General features: G+C 43.0%; 15 protein-coding genes. 7 read left to right on the forward strand and 8 right to left on the reverse strand.

The genetic code is table 11. From position 1 onward, the window contains the following. Window positions 1-4: 4 nt before the first annotated feature. The 5 genes from ACFFGT_RS08140 to ACFFGT_RS08160 form a co-directional block, all read right to left on the reverse strand. On the reverse strand, window positions 5-1,840 hold the full coding sequence (locus ACFFGT_RS08140; protein ID WP_377022020.1) for a 3-keto-alpha-glucoside-1,2-lyase-like domain-containing protein: 1,836 nt from the start codon (window positions 1,838-1,840) through the stop codon (window positions 5-7). Between the two features lie 230 nt (window positions 1,841-2,070). Further along, window positions 2,071-3,690, reverse strand: a complete 1,620-nt coding sequence (locus ACFFGT_RS08145) for a RagB/SusD family nutrient uptake outer membrane protein (protein ID WP_377022021.1) — start codon at window positions 3,688-3,690, stop codon at window positions 2,071-2,073. 27 nt (window positions 3,691-3,717) lie between these two features. After that, the gene (locus ACFFGT_RS08150; RefSeq protein WP_377022022.1) at window positions 3,718-6,897 is read right to left on the reverse strand and encodes a SusC/RagA family TonB-linked outer membrane protein; all 3,180 of its coding nucleotides are present in this window, start codon (window positions 6,895-6,897) and stop codon (window positions 3,718-3,720) included. A gap of 417 nt (window positions 6,898-7,314) precedes the next feature. Continuing rightward, entirely contained in the window at window positions 7,315-8,601 is a 1,287-nt protein-coding gene (locus ACFFGT_RS08155) for an esterase-like activity of phytase family protein (protein WP_377022023.1), read from the reverse strand. A gap of 130 nt (window positions 8,602-8,731) precedes the next feature. Continuing rightward, entirely contained in the window at window positions 8,732-9,166 is a 435-nt protein-coding gene (locus ACFFGT_RS08160) for a hypothetical protein (RefSeq protein ID WP_377022024.1), read from the reverse strand. Window positions 9,167-9,288: 122 nt separating this feature from the next. Here ACFFGT_RS08160 and ACFFGT_RS08165 point away from each other — a divergent pair, with 122 nt between their 5' ends. Together ACFFGT_RS08165 and ACFFGT_RS08170 are read left to right on the forward strand one after the other, a co-directional pair. Next, window positions 9,289-10,851, forward strand: a complete 1,563-nt coding sequence (locus tag ACFFGT_RS08165; protein ID WP_377022025.1) for a M20/M25/M40 family metallo-hydrolase — start codon at window positions 9,289-9,291, stop codon at window positions 10,849-10,851. Between the two features lie 8 nt (window positions 10,852-10,859). Beyond that, entirely contained in the window at window positions 10,860-11,957 is a 1,098-nt protein-coding gene (locus tag ACFFGT_RS08170) for an alginate lyase family protein (RefSeq protein WP_377022026.1), read from the forward strand. A 46-nt stretch (window positions 11,958-12,003) separates the two neighbouring features. Here the strand turns inward: ACFFGT_RS08170 and ACFFGT_RS08175 are convergent, their stop codons facing one another. Continuing rightward, window positions 12,004-13,035: a class I fructose-bisphosphate aldolase gene (locus tag ACFFGT_RS08175; protein WP_377022027.1), complete on the reverse strand. Its 1,032-nt coding sequence runs from the start codon at window positions 13,033-13,035 to the stop codon at window positions 12,004-12,006. Between the two features lie 264 nt (window positions 13,036-13,299). On the opposite strand from ACFFGT_RS08175, the gene ACFFGT_RS08180 reads away from it, so the two are divergent. Continuing rightward, window positions 13,300-15,822: a M1 family aminopeptidase gene (locus ACFFGT_RS08180; protein ID WP_377022028.1), complete on the forward strand. Its 2,523-nt coding sequence runs from the start codon at window positions 13,300-13,302 to the stop codon at window positions 15,820-15,822. A gap of 6 nt (window positions 15,823-15,828) precedes the next feature. Here ACFFGT_RS08180 and msrB read toward each other — a convergent pair whose 3' ends face one another. Together msrB and msrA are read right to left on the reverse strand one after the other, a co-directional pair. Next, on the reverse strand, window positions 15,829-16,347 hold the full coding sequence (gene msrB / locus ACFFGT_RS08185) for a peptide-methionine (R)-S-oxide reductase MsrB (protein ID WP_377022029.1): 519 nt from the start codon (window positions 16,345-16,347) through the stop codon (window positions 15,829-15,831). Continuing rightward, window positions 16,347-16,955, reverse strand: coding sequence for a peptide-methionine (S)-S-oxide reductase MsrA (gene msrA / locus ACFFGT_RS08190; RefSeq protein WP_377022030.1), 609 nt, complete (start codon window positions 16,953-16,955; stop codon window positions 16,347-16,349). Before msrA ends, msrB begins: the two co-directional genes overlap by 1 nt. A gap of 153 nt (window positions 16,956-17,108) precedes the next feature. Between msrA and ACFFGT_RS08195 the strand changes: the two genes are divergently transcribed. The 4 genes from ACFFGT_RS08195 to ACFFGT_RS08210 all read left to right on the forward strand — a co-directional run bounded on the left by ACFFGT_RS08195 (window position 17,109) and on the right by ACFFGT_RS08210 (window position 19,835). Beyond that, complete coding sequence (locus ACFFGT_RS08195; RefSeq protein ID WP_377022031.1) at window positions 17,109-17,663, forward strand: DUF1543 domain-containing protein; 555 nt, start codon at window positions 17,109-17,111, stop codon at window positions 17,661-17,663. Window positions 17,664-17,673: 10 nt separating this feature from the next. Then, complete coding sequence (locus tag ACFFGT_RS08200; protein ID WP_377022032.1) at window positions 17,674-18,537, forward strand: AraC family transcriptional regulator; 864 nt, start codon at window positions 17,674-17,676, stop codon at window positions 18,535-18,537. Between the two features lie 70 nt (window positions 18,538-18,607). Further along, entirely contained in the window at window positions 18,608-19,258 is a 651-nt protein-coding gene (locus ACFFGT_RS08205) for an HD domain-containing protein (RefSeq protein WP_377022033.1), read from the forward strand. A gap of 70 nt (window positions 19,259-19,328) precedes the next feature. Beyond that, window positions 19,329-19,835: a hypothetical protein gene (locus ACFFGT_RS08210; RefSeq protein WP_377022034.1), complete on the forward strand. Its 507-nt coding sequence runs from the start codon at window positions 19,329-19,331 to the stop codon at window positions 19,833-19,835. Window positions 19,836-19,907: the final 72 nt, after the last annotated feature.

A 19,907-nucleotide genomic window follows, 5' to 3' on the forward strand; every position in this document is an offset into this window, starting at 1 on the left:
CAGCTTAAAAAATGATGGAATAGGTTAATTTCTTCTGAATGGGAATGATAAGTTCCTGTTTCCCTCCTGCATCACGAACTATTGCTTTAGCTCCTGTTGCATCATCAAGGCGGATATAGTAGGATTTATCATCAATGGCGTATAATCCATTGCCAAGCGTTTCGATATTACCCGAAGCGAGGTGATAAAACAAACCATCTACAGTATTAGCAACGGTTATTTCCCTGTGGATGCCTTGTCCTTTTTCCATCACACTGCTGGCATCATTTACCGGTGAACCATAAATGATGTACTTAAAAGCAGGAACATCATCGGCATTCAAAACATAACCTTTAGGCCTGTATCCCGTACCTGCAGTATCTAATGCCCAGGCCGCATTTGCGTCGCTGAGTTTTTCAATAGCAGGTACCGGCTTGCCAAGGTACTGAACAGAACCTGCCGGACGCGATGAGCCATCGCCCCTGTCATGCCACATGGGGGTAGCATCTAAAAAGCCGCCGCGCCAGATCTCTACTATCATTCCTTTGTCTAAATCATAAGTGTAGTGCAACAACTCCGGGCTGCCCACATTTACGCCGTGCGTAACCCTGATGCCTCCCGGCAGGTCAGAGAAGCTACGCAAAATGGTATTTGAAGTAGCATTGATCAATATCGGATCAACAGGGTCATTATTACTTACGTTAGCATCGCTCAATAAATATTCGCGGATCCCGGGACCTGCTACAGTAAGCCCTAAAGCTGGCTTGGCCCAATCAACAGTTTTTGAATAAAACAATTCAAAGGGATGATCACCAGGTTGTAATTGCACTTTGCCTTCGCCCCGGTTTTCGGTTAACGTTACAGCATCGGCACCGTTAATACGAAATGCGCCTTTACCGCCCGGTACACTCAGTTTAAAAGCATATTCACCTGCTTCTTTAACTTGAATATTACCAGTGTAACGAATCAAGAAATCATTGCTGAGCTTACTTTGATTTGATGATAAAACCGGTGAAGTCCCCTCCGATTCCGGCTTTAGTTTTTTATAATCATCACCTTTAATATCACCACCCTTGTAAACCCAGTATTTTAGGCTTGAGAGTATTGGATGTGGTTTATCATAACTGGTTATCCTGATATTCCGGAAGGCTACCGGCCCATGATCGCCCTGTAAACGCAGCGGCCCTGTTGCGGCTTCCTTAGTATCAAAAGCCCCGCGAGTTGGCCCGGCAAGTTCTACGTTATCCTGGATCAAAACACCGTTCAGCCAAACATAAATCACTTTAGCATTTGAGATCTTTTGCCCGTTGGCATCAAAGCGCGGCGCCTGGAACGAAATTTTCATGTGCTGCCACAAGCCCGGTGCCCTGCTGGCATTTTGCCTTGGCGCATGACCGTCATAACCTTGTTGTCCCTCAGGCTTACTATCGTCCCAACGTTCGTAAATGCCGCCGTTATCTCCCGATTTAGGGTTTACCGTTCCCCAGCTATCCAAGAGCTGAATTTCATAACGCCCCTGCAAATAAATGCCGGAGTTTGAGCCTTTGGCCATCATATAATCAAGCTCCAGATCGGCATCACCATAAACAGCTTTGGTAAACAAGTCCTTTGCGCCCTTTTTACCAGGCAGGTTCACCAAAATTCCGTTACCATCTTTAACGGTTAAAACTTCATCCTGCACAATATCGGCCTGTGCATTGGCCACTATTTTCCAGTTTGATGATGGGTTATCGAAAAAAGAAAGATCATTAAGGGGTACCGCATTTTGCGCCCTGAGTTGCTGGCAACCCAACAGGCAAACACAGGCTATCCAAAACTTTTTTCTGCCGAAGAGCTTAGGAGATTGATTAAAACAATGCATTGATTTAAATTATAATATGGTTTATTGGCTAAGGCGCATAGTAATGTCGGCCTTACATTTATAACGCAAGATAATTATTTTACGCAATCGATTACGAATATTTTATCAATATCCAATTTAAAGTAAGTCAGGTGAATACAATAAACCGGTTTGTAAAATTCTCCCCGTCTGGAAAATGCAAAAAGGGTTTCTCCCGGCTGGAAGAAACCCTTTTCTTAAATCAGGCGATATTAATAACCCGGGTTTTGAGTTAAATTAGGGTTAAGGCCTATTTCAAACTGAGGGATAGGATACAATTCACGACCGGTTGGGATGGTTACACCATACACGCTCTTCACAAAATCAGTTGCCACACCAGCCCTTCTCAAATCATAAAAGGTTGAATACTCGCCTGATAGTTCATGCCTGTATTCGCTGTAAACCATTTGCAAAGGATCAGTTATTGTTTTGCCATCGCTGATGAAAGTTAATGGAGCCGAGCCACCAAACGCACGGTCGCGCACCTGTTTCAATGTGGCCAATGCACCGGCAGCATCGCCTGTACGGGCCTGGCATTCAGCTTTACTCAATAAAATCTCGCCATAACGTAACAGCACCTGGTTTTGAGCCCCAAATATGGTTTGATTGCCTGAGTTGCCCACAAGAGTTGGATCTCTCCAGAATTTTTCATTGTAATACCCTGTTCTAAGCTGTGTATTATCAGATCCTACCCAAGGATGAGTTTTTGTACCGCAGGTATTGATAATTTTGCCGTCATCACCGGTATATTTTGCTTTCACAGCAGGGTCGGTACTTGCAAAGCCTGATATAACCAATGGATATGATTTAATACCACCAATGGCCTTAATACCAGGGCTTGGATTTTCATCGCCAGGGCCAATTACGGTTGCAATCCTGCGTAAATCGCCGTCCTGGAAAGAACTTGCCAAAGCTGAGTTAGCATAATCATAACCAAAATTGGTTACCTCCTCGGGCATGCCGAAGGTGCTGATCCAGGCAACTTCATTACTTGCTCCCCAGCTTTGCGTACCTGCCACTTCAAACTGCACTTCAAAAAGCGACTCATCATTATTTTGCTTGTCGTATTCGTTTACATCAATAAAATTAGGCAACAAGGTATACTTCCCTGTTAATTGATTGTATGAAGCTAAAGCATCGGCATATTTTTTCAGCCACATTTGTGCAGCTCCCAGGTAGCCCAAAGCTGCTCCCTTAGTAGCACGGCCCTTTTCAGAATCGGCCAGTGCATCCTTCCATGGTAACAAGCCTGCTGCTGTTGTAAGATCAGATACTACTTGCGTAAACACCTGATCCTGGGTGCTTCTTGGCGTTAAACCAAGGTTGGTACCATCTTTCAATTCCAATGGCACGCCACCAAAACTTGCTGCCAGGTAATAGTAGGTCATGCCGCGTAAAAAGTAAACTTCGCCGGTAAGCCTATCGGCAAGGGCAGCGGTCAAAACACCGTTAGCTTTCATTTTTGCAATGATTGGCAGGGCCGAGTTTGCCCGGGCGATACCTACATAAGCGCGTGTCCAGAAAACCTCGATAGCGCCAAATGTTGATGGGATTGCATAAGTGTTGTAAAACCTGTCATTTCCCCAGTTAAAAAAATCATGCGATTGAAAATTGGCGTAATACCAAAGTGATTTTTTTAGCAGATCGGCATTTTGATAGGTATCATAAATGGCGTTTACAAGGGCTATCCCATCGGCCGGTTTATCAAACAAAGTTGTTGCCGTAGGGTGCTGTGAATCGGTTTGATCCAGGAAGTTTTTCCTACAGCTTAGCGGAAGCAATACTGCCAGTCCAACTGAAAGTACGTATATATATTTTTTGTTGAATTTCATTTCTTTACTGTTATGTTAAATGTTTATTTAGAAAGTTACATTTAAACCTAAGGTGTAAAATTTTGATGAAGGGTAAGTACCTAAGTCGATACCGGAACCTGTTGGGTTTGTGATAGTAGCACCTGTAATCGGATCGGTACCGGTGGCCTGTCCAATTTCGGGATCAAGACCGGTGTATTTGGTGATGGTAAACAGGTTTTGAGCTGCTATATAAAACCTTATTTTGGTAACACTCATTTTTTTGGTGAGTGCAGCAGGTAATGTATAACCAAACGTAACGTTTCTTAAACGCAGGTAACTGCCATTTTCAACATATACACTTGAAGCTACGTTATTAGCGCTAACGTCATCATTGTAGGTAGCCCTTGCAAAGCGGTTTGATGGGTTAGTTGGTGTCCAGCGGTTTTCATAATACTGCTGGCTAACGTTTTCAACCCCCACAAAACCCGGCGCCTGGAAACTTTCAAGGTTACGTTCCTGGTAATTAAAGATCTTGTTACCGTAGCTGCCGTAAAAGAACGCGTTAAAATCAAACGCTTTGTATGACAGGTCGATGTTTAAGCCGCCGTAAAATTTCGGGATCGGGCTCCCTAAGCTGGTACGGTCGTCGGCAGTGATCTGGCCATCGCCGTTGATGTCTTTAAACTTGCGGTCGCCGGGTTGCGTAGTGGCTACCTGGTAATGGCCTGTGGGTGATTTAGCGTTCAGCGCATCAATTTCGGCCTGTGTTTGGAAGATCCCTACCGACTGATACCCATAAAACTCACCTACCGGCTGGCCAATATTTGTTTCGCTAAAGGTTGCCCAACCGTTTGCCGGAAGCGGCAGGTTAACCAGGTTGGTAATAAATTGAGTGTTCTTATTTATACTTACCAATTTATTGCTAACGGTAGTAATGTTTACTCCCACACTATAGGTAAAATCCCTGATTGAACGTCTGTAATTCAGGGCAAATTCAAAGCCTTTATTGCTGATACTGCCGGCGTTTTGAGTTGCCGATGTAAAACCGGTTTGGGCTGGGGTAAGCAGGTTTAACAAGAAATCTTTTGAGTCTTTTTTATAATAATCAACTGTTAAAGTTAAGCTGTTGTTCAGGAATGCTACATCCATACCAATGTCGGTTTGTTTGGATGTTTCCCATTTCAAGTTAACGTTATCAAGGTTGGTAAGTGCCAAACCGCTCTGATAGATCTTGCCGAACGGATAACCAACGTTTGAACCCGAAGTGGCCGGGCCGCCCGAAGTATAACGTGCTAAATATTGAAAAAGACCGATACTTGACTGGTTACCAACCGTACCGTAACTGCCACGCAGTTTCAGATCAGAAAGCCAGTTAACATTCTTTAAAAAGGATTCTTCCTTAGCTTTCCAGGCTACCGAACCTGAAGGGAAAGTACCATATTTATGCCCCTGGTAAAATTTGGATGAACCATCGCGCCTTACTGTAGCTGTAAGTAGATATTTATCGGCAAACTTATAGTTCAACCTCGCAAACTGCGATGCCAGCGAATAAGTTTGCTGACCGCCGTAGGCAGTAAGATTTTGCACCTGGCTTAAATCGCGGATAGAATTACTTGGCAGGTTATTACCACTGCCCCCTATTTGCCTGCCGGTATTTTCCTGTTCAGATACACCACCTACAAAATCAATGGCGTGCTGGCCAAATGTTTTGCTGTATGAAATGGTATTTTCCCAAAGCCACTCAAATGTATTACTTGCATTTTGCGAATAAACACTCAGCTGGTTTGCGCCGCCTAAATTATATTGCTCGCTTGACCTGTTATCTTCAGGCTGAAAATAATAACCCGAAAAATCGCTTGTATTGATGCCTAAATTACTTTTGATCTTCAGGCCATCAAATATCGTAGCTTCTAACGAGGTAGAACCTAAAAAGTAGTTCTGCAAATTTTTAATATCCTGCGTTTCGATAGAGTAAACAGGGTTGTTCCAGCTTTTGGTGTAGATGTTTACCGGGTTAAAGAAACCATAATTGCCTTTTGAGTCTTTAACTTCACTGGTAAGCTTGTTACCGCCGTCAAGCGTTGGGATCAGCTCGCTTAATTGAGCCAATGAACCTGTACCAAATGGATTTTTGGTGTTCTGCCTTGAAAATTTGGCGCTTGTTGATGATTTTAACCAATTGTTGATATTATAATCGATGTTCATACCAAGGTTAATCCTTTTAAAGAACGAGCCAAGTACAATCCCCTTTTGATCATAATAACCGGCAGAAAAGGCCGACTGAATTTTATCGTTCCCCCCGCGGATTGCCAGGTTATAATTTTGTTTCAAACCCTGACGATAAACCGCGTTTTGCCAATCAACATTATGCAAAGATGATGGATTACTCCATTCAGGCAGTTCAGTAAAGCCTTCGGCAGCATGAACCTCATTTGCTAAAGTACCCCATTGCTGTGCATTTAGCACCTTATATTTTTTAGGTTCAGATTGAAGTGAGGCATATGCATCTAACGATACCTGCACACCATCTTTTTTACCCTTTTTAGTTGTGATGATAACAACACCGTTTGATGCCCTTACACCATAAATAGCAGTTGCGGACGCATCTTTCAACACATCCATAGAAGCAATATCATTTGGATTGATATTGTTAAGGCCACCAGTAATAGGATAACCATCAACTACATATAAAGGATCATTATTACCCAAACTACCAATACCCCTGATCTGCACACTAACACCACCGCCCGGTGCACCATCATTATTGGTAACCTGTACACCCGATGAACGGCCTTGCAAAGCCTGGTCTAAAGCAGTCACCGGTACTTTAGCAATTTGCTCGGCAGTAACCGAACTAACCGAACCGGTTAAATCTTTACGCTTGGTGGTACCGTAACCAACAACAACAACCTCGGTCAGGGTTTTATTATCAGGCACTAATGATACATTAATAACTGATCTGCCATTTATGGCAACCTCCTGATTTAAGAAACCAACAAAGCTAAAAACAAGTGTTTCATTACTGCCTGCGGTTATTGAGTAAGTACCATCTGGTTTAGAACCGGCGGCTTGTGTACTTCCTTTTATCCTTACGGTAACCCCTGGTAAAGGGAGCCCATTATCTGAGCCGGTGATTTTACCGGTTACCTGTTTACTTTGAGCATAACCTGAAAAACTTATCAGCGCGAGCGATAAATTTAAGCAGATGAAGGCCACAACTTTTTTGATGTGTAGTTTTCCTCTCATACATTTTACTTTAAATTGTTAAAATTGGTTTGAAGCAGATTAATCACTTTTTAACAATTATTAAAGAAGTGATGATATGCTAAGTAAATGTACTTAGAGCCAACAATCGATTGTAATACAATATGAGTGGTTTTTTGTACTAATTTAACACAGATAGAAAATCATCATAAAAAACATTAAACACTTGATTATAAATTAGTTAAATTAAAAAAAATAAAATTAAGGCCAATATATTATCGCAATCATGATAAAATAATACATATCAATGTTAAATTCACATCAGTGAATAAATGTTATTTTAACAATAAAATAAATTTTTACTTTTAAAACTCCGGATTCAAATTTCCGGACCTGATAAAATGAAAAAGCCTCCCGGTGACACCGGAAGGCTTTGATGATATTTTGATTTTTGGATTGTTATTTAAGCTTTACAAAATATAGCCTGTTACGGTCTACAGAGTTGGTAGCAGGCAGAATTTTAGCAGCGAAACCATTCTTACCATTGTCAATAACGCCAAAGTCATCGTCATTAGATATTGCAAGGATATTGCCTGGCAATAAAGCCAAACCTTCGGCCTTATCATGCGGATAAACAGTTGGCAGGTCTTTAAGCAGGTCGAGCACCAAAGTTTTGGTAACCGGAGTAACACCTGCAGCTTTTAAACCAGCTTCGTCGTTAAGCTCTTCAACAGTTTTAGTGCCATATAATTTACCGTTGGCGCTGTTTGCAGGATCAGAGATATCAGTAGCATTGCTGATATCTATTTTAAACACCCTTTTAAACGTAGCCGGATTGGTTGGTGCACCGCCGAAATTACCATCGCGTTCAATAGTTAAAAATGTAGTGGCATTAACAGCTGTTATGTCGCTAACTCCCGTTAATGAAGTATTGTCCATAAGATAAACGTACTGTTTTGTAGCGCCTGTAGCGATATCAAAGGTAAGGATGCGCAATACAGTTGAATTGGCAACCTTTGCTTTAGACGGATTATACATTGGCGATTGCATCATGCCCACCAATGTTTTGCCATCGGGCGTTATGGTTAAACCTTCCATACCGCGGTTAGCCCTGCGGGTAGCAAATACTGCGGGGATTTTACGGCCGCCTGTTCCGGTGCCGAAAGGATTGATCCGCTCAATGGTTTTACCGCTGGCATCAAAATGCACTATGTGCGGACCATATTCGTCGCTGACCCAAAAGCTGCCGTCGGCTGCCAAAACCAGGCCTTCCGAGTCGATACCATCGGCACTTGCAGATAATTGGTTTCCGCTAAGATCAAAAGGGACCTCGCCCGAAGCACCCATCCCTACAGGATTCGGCAGGCCATTTAATTTCCCGCCGTTAGCATTTTTCAGTTCGATGGTTTGTTCCAGGTACAGTTTACCATCTGTTAACCTGAATTTACCTATTTGAGGGTCGAAATCTGGTTTACCAATAATAATTGAATTGGCTGTTTGACCGGCAACATTTGAGCCGCGGTCGGTAAGCAGATAAAATACATCTTTCTGTTTTGGATCTGCCGCAACCGCCGATCCAAATCCTCCGTTGTAAACATTAACACCATCAGCCGTAGTGAAAAGCACTTTTGGATTTTGAGCTTCAGCCATATCAGGATAGCTGAATGGGGTTACCTTGTTATCATCATGGCAGGAAGAAAGGATCACCGCCGAGGCCGCGATGACACTGAGTAATTGTTTTTTCATTTGTGATTGATTAGTTTCACAAAGGAACCGGCCGCATGTAAAGCTATTGTTAATTTTATAACACTAATTTAACCTAAGAGAACAAATTCTGTAGCAATACTACAGAATTTAAACCCACAACAAATTCAAATCAATGTTTCCATTCCTTTAAGCTCTCATCGGGTTGGCTCTCATAAAGTTTCCTGCTTAAGCTATCGATAAAAACCCAGCTATCGGAAACGTAAACAACACCTGCGCCAGTATCATTGTCATGGCCTATGTTATAAACAAAATAAGTGGCTGCACCCCTCTTTTCAATTTGGTCAAACATCCATCCTTCATGGATAGCTGTATCACCCCGAGATAATTTTACTAAATCATTGTCCGAACGTTTTATATAGTCGTCTATCAAAGAATCTCTCCAGTTAGCGCTTACCAAACTATCGTCAGGCTCTGAAATAGCAGTTGCCGTTTTTGGTAGACTTTGCAGCGTATCGGTTTTAATTATCTTAATGGGTTTCTTTTCTGCCTGCCTGCAGCCTATAAACATTAGTAACAAAAGTGTCAATAAAACAGGTACCTTCATTCGATAAGATTTAGGCTGCCAAAGTAAAAACTTAAATAAGCCTTTGCAATAATTATGTTACTTATCAATATCATTTTGGATAAAACGTATTACCTCAACCGCTTTTTTATATTTTAGACTTTATGAAACATATTTACCATTATACCGGCAGCAGCCTTTGGAGCAAGGCAAGGCCATTTGTTTTAGGCATGTTGCTTTGCAGCGGCATGGCTTCGGCACAATCAAACAACCCTGTTATTAACAGCATCATGACCGAAGAAACCAGCAACTCGCAACTGGAGAAAATGGCGCATGAGCTGTTTGATGGCATCGGGCCGCGTTTGGTTGGCACGCCGCAAATGAAACAGGCTAACGACTGGGCAGTAGCTAAATACAAAAGTTGGGATATACCGGCTAAAAATGAAAAATGGGGCGAATGGCGCGGTTGGGAACGCGGCATTTCGCATATTGACATGGTATCGCCAAGGGTAAAATCATTAGAAGGCACCCAACTGGCCTGGAGCCCTGGCATGGGTAAAAAAACCACCACAGCTGAAGTGATCATTTTGCCGGATGTGGCCGATTCAGTAGCTTTTCAGCAATGGCTGCCTAATGTTAAAGGCAAGTTTGTAATGATCTCCATGCTCCAGCCAACCGGCAGGCCTGATTATAACTGGCAGGAGTTTGCACTGAAAGAATCGTTTGATAAAATGAAGGCTGACCGTACCGCCCAAACCGATGCATGGAAAAAACGCATCAGCAAAACAGGCTTTACCAATAAAACTTTACCTGTAGCATTGGAAAATGCCGGAGCAGCAGGGATCCTGACCAATAACTGGTCGGCTGGTTTCGGGGTTGATAAGATCTTTGCAGCCTATACCAAAATTGTGCCTACCGTTGATATTTCACTGGAAGATTACGGTATGTTATACCGCCTGAGCGAATCAGGAAATAAACCGGTGATCAGTATCCATTGCGAATCGAAAGAGTTAGGCGTGGTACCAACATTTAATACCATCGCCGAGATCAAAGGAATCGAAAAACCCGACGAATACGTGATGTTAAGTGCCCACTTTGATTCATGGGATGGCGGCACCGGTGCTACCGATAACGGTACAGGAACCTTAACCATGATGGAGGCTATGCGTTTATTAAAGAAATTCTATCCGCACCCAAAACGTACCATCCTGGTAGGCCACTGGGGCAGCGAAGAAGAAGGCCTGAACGGCTCACGCGCTTTTGTTGAAGATCACCCCGAAATTGTTAGCAAGCTGCAGGCTTTGTTTAACCAGGATAACGGCACCGGCCGCGTGGTAAACCTTACCGGCCAGGGCTTTGTTGAAGCTAAGGATTATTTAAGCAGGTGGCTTGCCGCTGTGCCCGATACCATCAAAAACAGGATCAAAACAAACTTCCCGGGCCAGCCGGGCGGTGGCGGATCTGACTTTGCTTCGTTTGTGGCAGTTGGCGCACCGGGTTTTTCTTTGAGCTCGCTTAACTGGTCGTACGGGGCATATACCTGGCATACCAACCGGGATACTTATGATAAAGTTATTTTTGACGATCTGAAAAACAATGCCATTTTAGCTGCTATTATGGCTTATATGGCCAGCGAAGACCCGCAAAAAACCGTTAACACCAAAACCGAAGGCATTAAATGGCCTGCACAGATTAAAGCAACACGTCGCGGCGGATTGGATAAGTAGGCTGACTAATGAAGTATAGAAACATTGCCTGGATTACGGGCCTGCTCCTGCTTTTTACCTTAAGCCTAAAAGCACAGGATAATAATAAAATCAAATTTGTGCACCCTGGTATTTTAAATACCAGGGCCAGTTTGGACCTCATCAGTGCGCAGCTAAAAGCCGGCGATACCATGCGTACAGCTGCATACCAAAAGGTACTTGATTTTATTAAAGATCATGAATATCCGGCTTCGTTCCCACCAACCATCATAGTGGGTTCAAACGGGGCAACATCACCATCAAAAACGCAGATCAGGAAAGATTGTGAACTGGTTTATGCTTTTGCGCTTGCCTGGGCTGCTACCGGAGATACAAACTATGCACAAAAAGCAATTGGTTTGCTGAACGGATGGGCTTACGCATTCAAGGATTACGGCCTGCTTGAAGGGAAAACAAATCCCAACCAACCCGATCTGGAAGCATCATGGACAACGCCAAGCTTTGTTGCCGCGGCCGAGATCATCAGGCATTATAAGGTAAAAGGCAAATCTGCAGGATGGGCTGCCGCCGATATGGAGCAGTTCAGTAAATATCTTGTTAACGTAAAGGATAATTACATCAACAAGATCCCTGATTATAAAAACAACTGGGATGCATCGGCGGGTTATGCAAAAATGGCAATCGGCGTATTTTTAAATAATGATACAACTTACCGTGCGGGCTACAACCTTTTGGTGAAGGAGTTACCAAACATCATTCAGCCTGATGGCACCCTGCCCGAGCTTTGTGTACGTAAAGATTGTGTGCATTATCAATATTCGTTAGCGGCATATACGTATGCAGCCGCCATTGCCAAAATACAGGGAGATAACAGTTTATGGGAGATCAGCTCCAAAAACATCAGTCTTGGCTATGATTTTATGCGAAAGGCTTACGAGCAAAAAACCGGCTGCGATTACTGTAATCTAACCAGCCGCATTTTCCCGGGAGTTGAAGTTGCTTACGGTCACTACAATACCGATAACCTAAAATATTTAAGAGGCTTGCAGGCACCACTTGGCGTCCCTATTGATAATACTTTTTTAGGTTTTACCACCTATACCCATTACAAGGTTAAGGGATTATAAAGTTAAACAAACAATAAAGCCGCCCGAATGAGGCGGCTTTATTGTTTTATGCTACAGGGTGTTTCTCCAGCTCCGGTGTGTATTTACCATCGCGGGCTATGGTATTGATGTGGGCACGCTCATATAATAGCTTTTGTGCTTCTTCTATATTTTCATCGTTGCCAGCCCATTTTTCCAGTGCGGGTTGCTGTACAGCCCTTGAATATGAAAATGTTAAGGCCCATGGCATTTTGTCTTTAAAGCGTACATGCATGGCATTTAACCGTTCGGAAGCCAGTTCAGGAGATTGCCCGCCCGAAAGGAAAGCGATACCAGGCACAGCAGCAGGTACACAGCGCAAAAAGCAATTGATGGTTGCATCGGCCACCACATCGGCGCTATCCTGCTGTGCGGCTTTAATACCTGGCACTATCATATTAGGTTTCAGGATCATGCCTTCAAAATTCACCCTTTGCTGGTACAGCTGGTTAAATACAGTGTGTAAAACCTCGTTGGTTACATCGGCACAGGCTTCAAGCGAATGATCACCATCCATTAATACCTCGGGCTCCACAATGGGTACAATGCCTGCTTCCTGGCACATGATTGCATAACGGGCCAGCAGAAATGCATTGGCTTTGATACTGCCGCTTGTCGGGGTATTTTCACCTATGGTTATCACGGCGCGCCATTTGGCAAAGCGGGCGCCTGCCTGATAGTATCCTGCTAAACGCTCCGGCAAGCCATCAAGGCCTTCGGTTATTTTTTCGCCGGGGAAACCATCCATGTCCCGCGCGCTTTCATCTACCTTAATACCGGGAATAATTCCTTTCCCCTTCAGGATATCAACAAACAGCCTACCATCTGCAGTGCTTTGTTTTATGGTTTCATCAAACAAAATAGCCCCGCTTATAGCTTCTTCCAGCCTCGGCGTGTTCACGATCAGGTCGCGGTATTTGCGCCGGTACTCTTCTGTTTGCGGGATATTGAGTGCTTTAAAACGTTTGTTACAGGTAGCGGTACTTTCGTCCATTGCCAAAAGGCCTTTATTGCCGGCCATCAGCTGTTTTGCGATATCTTTCAGGCTTTGCAGTTGCATAACTAAATTGCTTGGTTGTTTGTGGATAACACAAGTTAATTCATACTTGTTTTAGGTGGGGCAGTTAAAGTTATAGGTTTACGTTATCATGACTTACACCCCGATAATTTGTATCTTATCAGGCTTATGTGCCATATCGTGGTTTAATAAACTAAATGACGATATATGGCAAGCCAAAAACCAAAACAAACACAACTCGTTCATTATAAATCAATTACAAAACAGGCTTATCTTTTGCTTATTGTGTAATTAAAATATACAACAATGGTAATTAAATATATTACCGGTAGCTTGCACTGGCAAATCAGCAAGATCATTATTCCAGGCGTAGTTTCACTATGCTTATTAAGTGCTGCTTATGCCCAGGACGGAACAGCCAGTAATCCCTTGTTGAAAATTTACCGTGCAACGCCAACAAAAGTCAACGATCTGGTACACACCAAACTTGATCTTCATTTCGATTATAAAAAAAGTTACCTGTATGGCAGGGAATGGGTAACCATAAAACCTCACTTTTACCCTACCGACACCTTACGGCTTGATGCCAAAGGCATGGACATTAACAATATCAGCATAGTAAAAGCCGGTAAAAACATCCCGCTAAAATACAGATATGATGATAGCGCAACCGTTGCTATACAATTGGATAAGGTATACCATAACAACGAAACCTATACTGTTTACATTGATTACACGGCCAAACCCAATCAATTAAAAACAGGCGGTAACGGTGCATTAAGGCACAAAGCATTATTTTTTGTTAACCCAGACGGCAAAGAAAAAGACAAGCCTACCCAGATCTGGACACAGGGCGAAACAGAAAGCTCATCGGTATGGTTCCCTACTATTGATAAGCCTAATCAAAAAACAACCGAAGAGATCATCATGACCGTGCCCGGTAAATATGTTACCTTATCAAACGGACGTTTGGCATCACAAAAAAACAATACTGATGGTACCCGTACCGATACCTGGAAAATGGATCTGCCCCACGCTCCTTACCTGTTTATGATAGCCATCGGCGATTTCAGGATCTATCATGATCAATGGCGCAATAAGGTCTTGAGCTATTACCTTGAACCAGCTTTCGCCCCTTACGCCAAACAAATTTTTGGAGATACACCTGAGATGATGGAATTTTATTCCCAAACCCTGGGTGTTGATTTCCCCTGGAACAAATATGCCCAGATCGTGGTTCGCGATCATAATATGGGCGGGTCTATGGAAAATACATCAGCTACCCTCCATGGCGATTTCATACAGCAAACCCCGCGTGAGCTTTTAGACGACTACTATGGTAACGGGCCTTCAACCATCGCACACGAGCTATTCCATCAATGGTTCAGCGCTTACGTAACGGCCGAAAGCTGGAGCAACCTTACCGTAAATGAATCATTTGCCGATTTCAGCGAAACGATTTGGGCTGAGCATAAATATGGCAGGGACGAAGGAGATGCACATAATTATGCGGCGATGTTAAGATATTTAGGTTCGCCAGATGCCCGTGCCAAAACCCTTGTCCGTTTTTATTACGAAGACAGGGAGGATGCCTTTGATGCCATGGTAACCTATAACAAGGGCGGCCGCATTTTAAACATGCTCAAAAACCACCTTGGCGATGCGGCATTTTATAAAGGATTAAATATCTACCTGAAAACCTATGCATTTAAAACTGCTGAGGCGCAGCAATTGAGGTTGGCTATGGAAGACGCAAGCGGATTTGATCTCAACTGGTTTTTTAACCAATGGTATTATGGCGCAGGTCACCCGGTATTAAACATCAGTTACAAATGGGATGATGCCGCAAAAAAAGAAACTGTTTATCTGCAGCAAAGCCAAACTGGCCAAACTTTTAAATTACCAATGGCTGTTGATATTTATGCCGATGGCAAAAAGCAGCGATATAAAGTGTGGATGAATAACAGGTTTGATACGTTGACCTTCCATACCATATCCAAACCCAGCCTTGTAAATGTAGATGCCAATAAAATAATACTGGCCGAAAAAAACGACAGCAAAACTCCTGAAGAATTATATTTCCAGTTTTTTAATGCGCCATTATATCTTGACAGGTTTGAGGCCATTGATACAGCGGCAGCTCATCAAACAGAAAAAGCAGCTCAAAAAGTAATGATAGCCGCCTTGAATGATCATTATTATGGCTTACGTATCAAAACTATTGATGCAATGGATCTGACTAATGATAACATCCGTAACCAGGCTATACCCATACTCACCTTGCTTGCCGGTACCGACAAAAACACATTAGTGCGTGCTGCGGCTATTACTGTATTGGGCCAACTTAAGGACCGGGTAAATCTGCTTTTATACCAGCTTGCTTTGAAAAATCAATCTTATGCAATACAAGGGGCTGCTTTAAACGCTATTGGTTTGTTAGATGAGCAACAAGCGTTGACCTTAGCCAAAGGCTTAGAAAATGATAACAAAGGGGCATTAACCAAAGCAATAATTGCCGTGTATGCCAGGTATGGGAACGACATGCAATGGCCATATGTTTATGCAACGTACAACAACAAAACAGCCAACGACCAGTACAGGATGCGGTTTGACATCGCTGCCATGACTGGTCGTTTGCAAAACCCGGCTTATGCCCGGCAAGGTGTTGATGCCCTTACTTACATGGGTACCTGGCTTAAACCTTTAGGGCTATCACCATCAGTCATCAAGCTCCTCTCAGCAGTAAAAGATCAACGTATAAAACTCAACGATGATGCGGGCGCAAAAGCTGCAGACGAAGCAATTAAGCAAATAAATGAATTGAAGTAGTTAAGCTTACAGCCCAAACCCTTCAGGCACAAAATCAAGCGAAACGGAATTCATACAAAACCTTTTATGCGTTGGCGGCGGCCCGTCATCAAATATATGCCCCAGGTGCGAATCACAGCGGGCGCAGATCACCTCGGTACGTTCCATGCCGTATGAGTTATCCTCTTTATAAATAACGCTGTTTTTGCGTACCGGCTCATAAAAGCTTGGCCAGCCGCAATCACTTGCAAACTTGGCATCCGAGCGAAAAAGTTTGTTACCGCATACCGCACAATAGTAAGTACCCTTTGTATCCTTGTTCCAGTATTTACCGGTAAAAGCGCGTTCGGTTTCCTGTTCCCTTGCAGTGGCATATAAAGCCGCAGGCAGGATCTTTTTCCACTCGGCATTTGATACATTTAAATGCTTGGTATCGGTGTTGGAGTAATAAGGATTGTTTTCGTGCCCTTTTATTGTTTTTGTTTGCTGGGCAAACGCAGCTGTAGTTAAAAAGAACAGGGCTGCTATAATATATACCGCTTTCATTATTGCTTCAGTTTATCTTTAAACACTTTTTTAAATTTCTCCAGTTCGGGCTGGATCACGTATTTACAGTAAGGCTGACTGCCATTCTGGTTAAAATAATTCTGGTGATAGTCTTCGGCCTTGTAAAAAGCCTTGTATGGAACCACTTGTGTTACTATCGGATCTTTATAGGCTTTTTCAGCATTCAACTTGCTGATGTAATACTGGGCCTTTTGCTTTTGCTGAGCATTGTGATAAAATATAGCCGACCGGTATTGTGTCCCCACATCATTACCCTGCCTGTTTAACTGGGTTGGATCATGCGCTACAAAAAAAGCGGCAATCAGTTCATCATATGTGATCTTAGTTGGGTCATAAATAATGTTACAAGCCTCGGCGTGGCCGGTTGTGCCAGTACAAACCAATTCGTAAGATGGGTTGGCTACGTGTCCGCCTGAAAAGCCGGAGATCACTTTTTCAACCCCTTTCAATTGCTGAAATTTAGCTTCGGTACACCAGAAACACCCGGTGGCAAAAGTGGCGGTATCCAAACCTTTTTTAGGGGCAGATGCAAAAACAGAGAAGCAAGCCGTTAATAACACGGCTATTGAACAAATTATTTTTTTCATGTATATCAAATAGGTTTTAATACGATGCGTATTTACAGCAACTAACGTAAAAAGCATAGCTAACGTTGAACAAAAGTATCAATTTAACACTTTGTGATAGTTGTTTGACAAAAGCCTTTGTTTTCACTTTGCCCCTATGCTACCTTTATCCCCATGGAAAACCTGAAACTTTTTATGTTGATGTTAGGCTGTAAACCGCCGGGAAGGCACATTGAGCAACACGATGTTTTCTTTGGTATAGCACCATCACTGCGTGACCTGATTCCGGAGATCCAGGCTTTTTGGCCTGAGCCTGAAAAAATTCATGTCGATGCATGGCGGGAAGTAAATACCGTTGATGGTTACGCCGTTAAAATCATTCCCCGAAACAACAACGGCTCCCAAAACAGTAAATTGTTTTTCATCAACCTTGGGGGCTATCAGCCTAATAAATTTGAAGAACAGCACTACACTGTACTCACCGTTCAGAGTGATTTTGCATCGGCTGGCAAAAATGCCAAAGAGACACTTTTCTTTAAAAACAATCGTTTTGACGGAGCTAACTCACACATTGACGACAAATATGGCGTTGATGTTGATGATATTTACAATGTAGAAGATATCTTAAATCCTGCTCAAAAAGAAAAACACCAGATCGAACTTATCCCCGATGCCGACCTTCCGGAAGATAAGATCACACTTGGCTATTTTAAGTTAAGCACTTTATAATAGTGACCTCATGAAAAAGTCAGAGCATTTAAATATCATTGCCGACCGGGACATCGCGGATTCTTTCTCTGTAGAAAGCTGGGATAAACAGCATTTTGATGACGGGCGGGTACATAGGGCCACTTACAATCGCATTTTTTTAATTACAGCAGGTTCGGGAGAGATAGTGATTGATGCTGCCCCCTATCCCATTGCGGGTAATCAATTGTTGCTGATAGCAAAAGGGCAGCTTTTTACCTTTGCCGCCGATACAGTTTTAACCGGCTATACCATTTGCTTTGGCGATTGCTTTTGGGAAAAAGCGCCGGAAAGTGCCAGCAATTGCAAAGCAGTACTGTTCAATAATGCATCAGATAACCAGCAGGTACCGTTAATGGCCGATGATGTGCAGGAATTAAAACCGCTTTTTAAAACCCTGCACACAGAGTTTGCAAAACCCGGCTACATTAACAAGCCCGATGCGATGGCTGCTTATTTAAAGATCATCATGATCAAAATAGCAAACATCAACGCATCGCTGAGCAAAGGTTATGATAGTTATGATAACCAGCTCTATCGTCAGTTCCTGGAGCTGGTTAGCCGGCAGTATCAAAACACCCATGAAGTTGCCGAATTTGCAAAGCAAATGGGCATTTCAACACGAAAGCTTACCGAGTTATGTAACCGTTGCGGCGGCAAAGGCGCCAAGGAGATCATTAACGGGCAGCTCATTTCCGAAGCCAAACGCTCGCTTCAATTTTCGGCTAAGCCTGTGAAAGAGATTGCCTATCATCTTAATTTTTCAACGCCCGAGCAATTCAGTCATTTCTTTAAAAAGAACACGTTGGTGTCGCCCCATCAATACCGATCGCACTTTGTACATATTGGCATGTGATTAGCCGGTTTTAACATTTTTAACCGGCAGCACCGGCATAATTTTGAGGCATATTAATTCCATTAAAATTATGTCAGTAAATAAAGTAAAATCAATAGCTGGGATCATCATCCCTGATAGCACTATCGCCAATCATGCCACCGAACTTTTGCGTGAACATGGCACCGAATTCATTTACAACCACTCGCTCAGGGTGTTTATTTTCTCTTCCCTCAACGGCGAACGCAAACAATTCAAATACGACCCGGAATTGCTATATGTAAGCTCCATATTTCATGACCTTGGTTTAACCCCTCATTACAGCAGCCCAGATAAACGTTTTGAGGTGGATGGTGCCAACGCAGCACGCGAGTTTTTAACAAGCTATGGCTTACCTAAAGATCAGCTTCAACTGGTTTGGGACACGATTGCCCTGCACACCACCATTGGCGTTGCCGAATATAAAGAGCCTGAAGTTGCCCTGATGTATTCGGGCGTTGGCCTTGATGTGATGGGTGAAGGTTATGAAAATTTAAGTGATGCCAACAGGGAAGAGATCATTACAGCGTTCCCGCGCAACGATTTTAAAAAGAAGATCATCCCTACATTTTTTGGAGGCTTTGAACATAAAACCGAGACTACTTTCGGTAATATCAAAGCCGATGTTTGTGCTTATATGATCCCCAATTTTCACCGCAAGAATTTTTGCGATTGTATCCTGCATTCGCCATGGAAAGAATAATTGAAATTTAAAACATTTTGCGGCTTTGATAATTGTATCAATATCAATTAACCAATTAAAAATTTCCGTTATGAAACATGCATTCATTTTTGGGACAACTATATTTTTGAGCGAACGTAATACGCTTACCTATAGCGATGGGCTCAGTAATATTGAGTTTTTGAGGGTCCTGTCATTTTATGATGACCAAAAAGGCAAAGTGCTTACCATTGATGCCAGTATCAATACGCAAAGCGGCGAACCCATCAGGATAAGTGCTAATACCAATGAAAACAGTGCTAACGTTCGTCTTGATGTAACCAGCGGCCGCATTAAGGTATTTGACCCTGCCCATGCTGAGCCGGTGCTGGATGTTTACCAGTTTGATCCGCATGAATACCCTGGCTTGTCAAGTCATGTGCTGAATGAAATCCACGCACAGCACCCTGATCATGTGCTAACTATTAAAGGAAACTTCTTTGTAGGTGGAGCCCATTTCCTGATAGAAAATGAAAAGATGTTTATTGATAGTAATGGCTATGCCAATGGTGTGGAGAATGCGCATAACGGGGTGATCTTGTCGGCTGCTGTAGCTTGATATGATACAGGGTTTGTCATTTTGAGCAGTTATACTCCGCGTCATTGCAAGGTACGAAGCAATCCCAAACTA

It is taken from the genome of Mucilaginibacter angelicae, assembly GCF_042434235.1.
Taxonomy (GTDB): domain Bacteria; phylum Bacteroidota; class Bacteroidia; order Sphingobacteriales; family Sphingobacteriaceae; genus Mucilaginibacter; species Mucilaginibacter angelicae.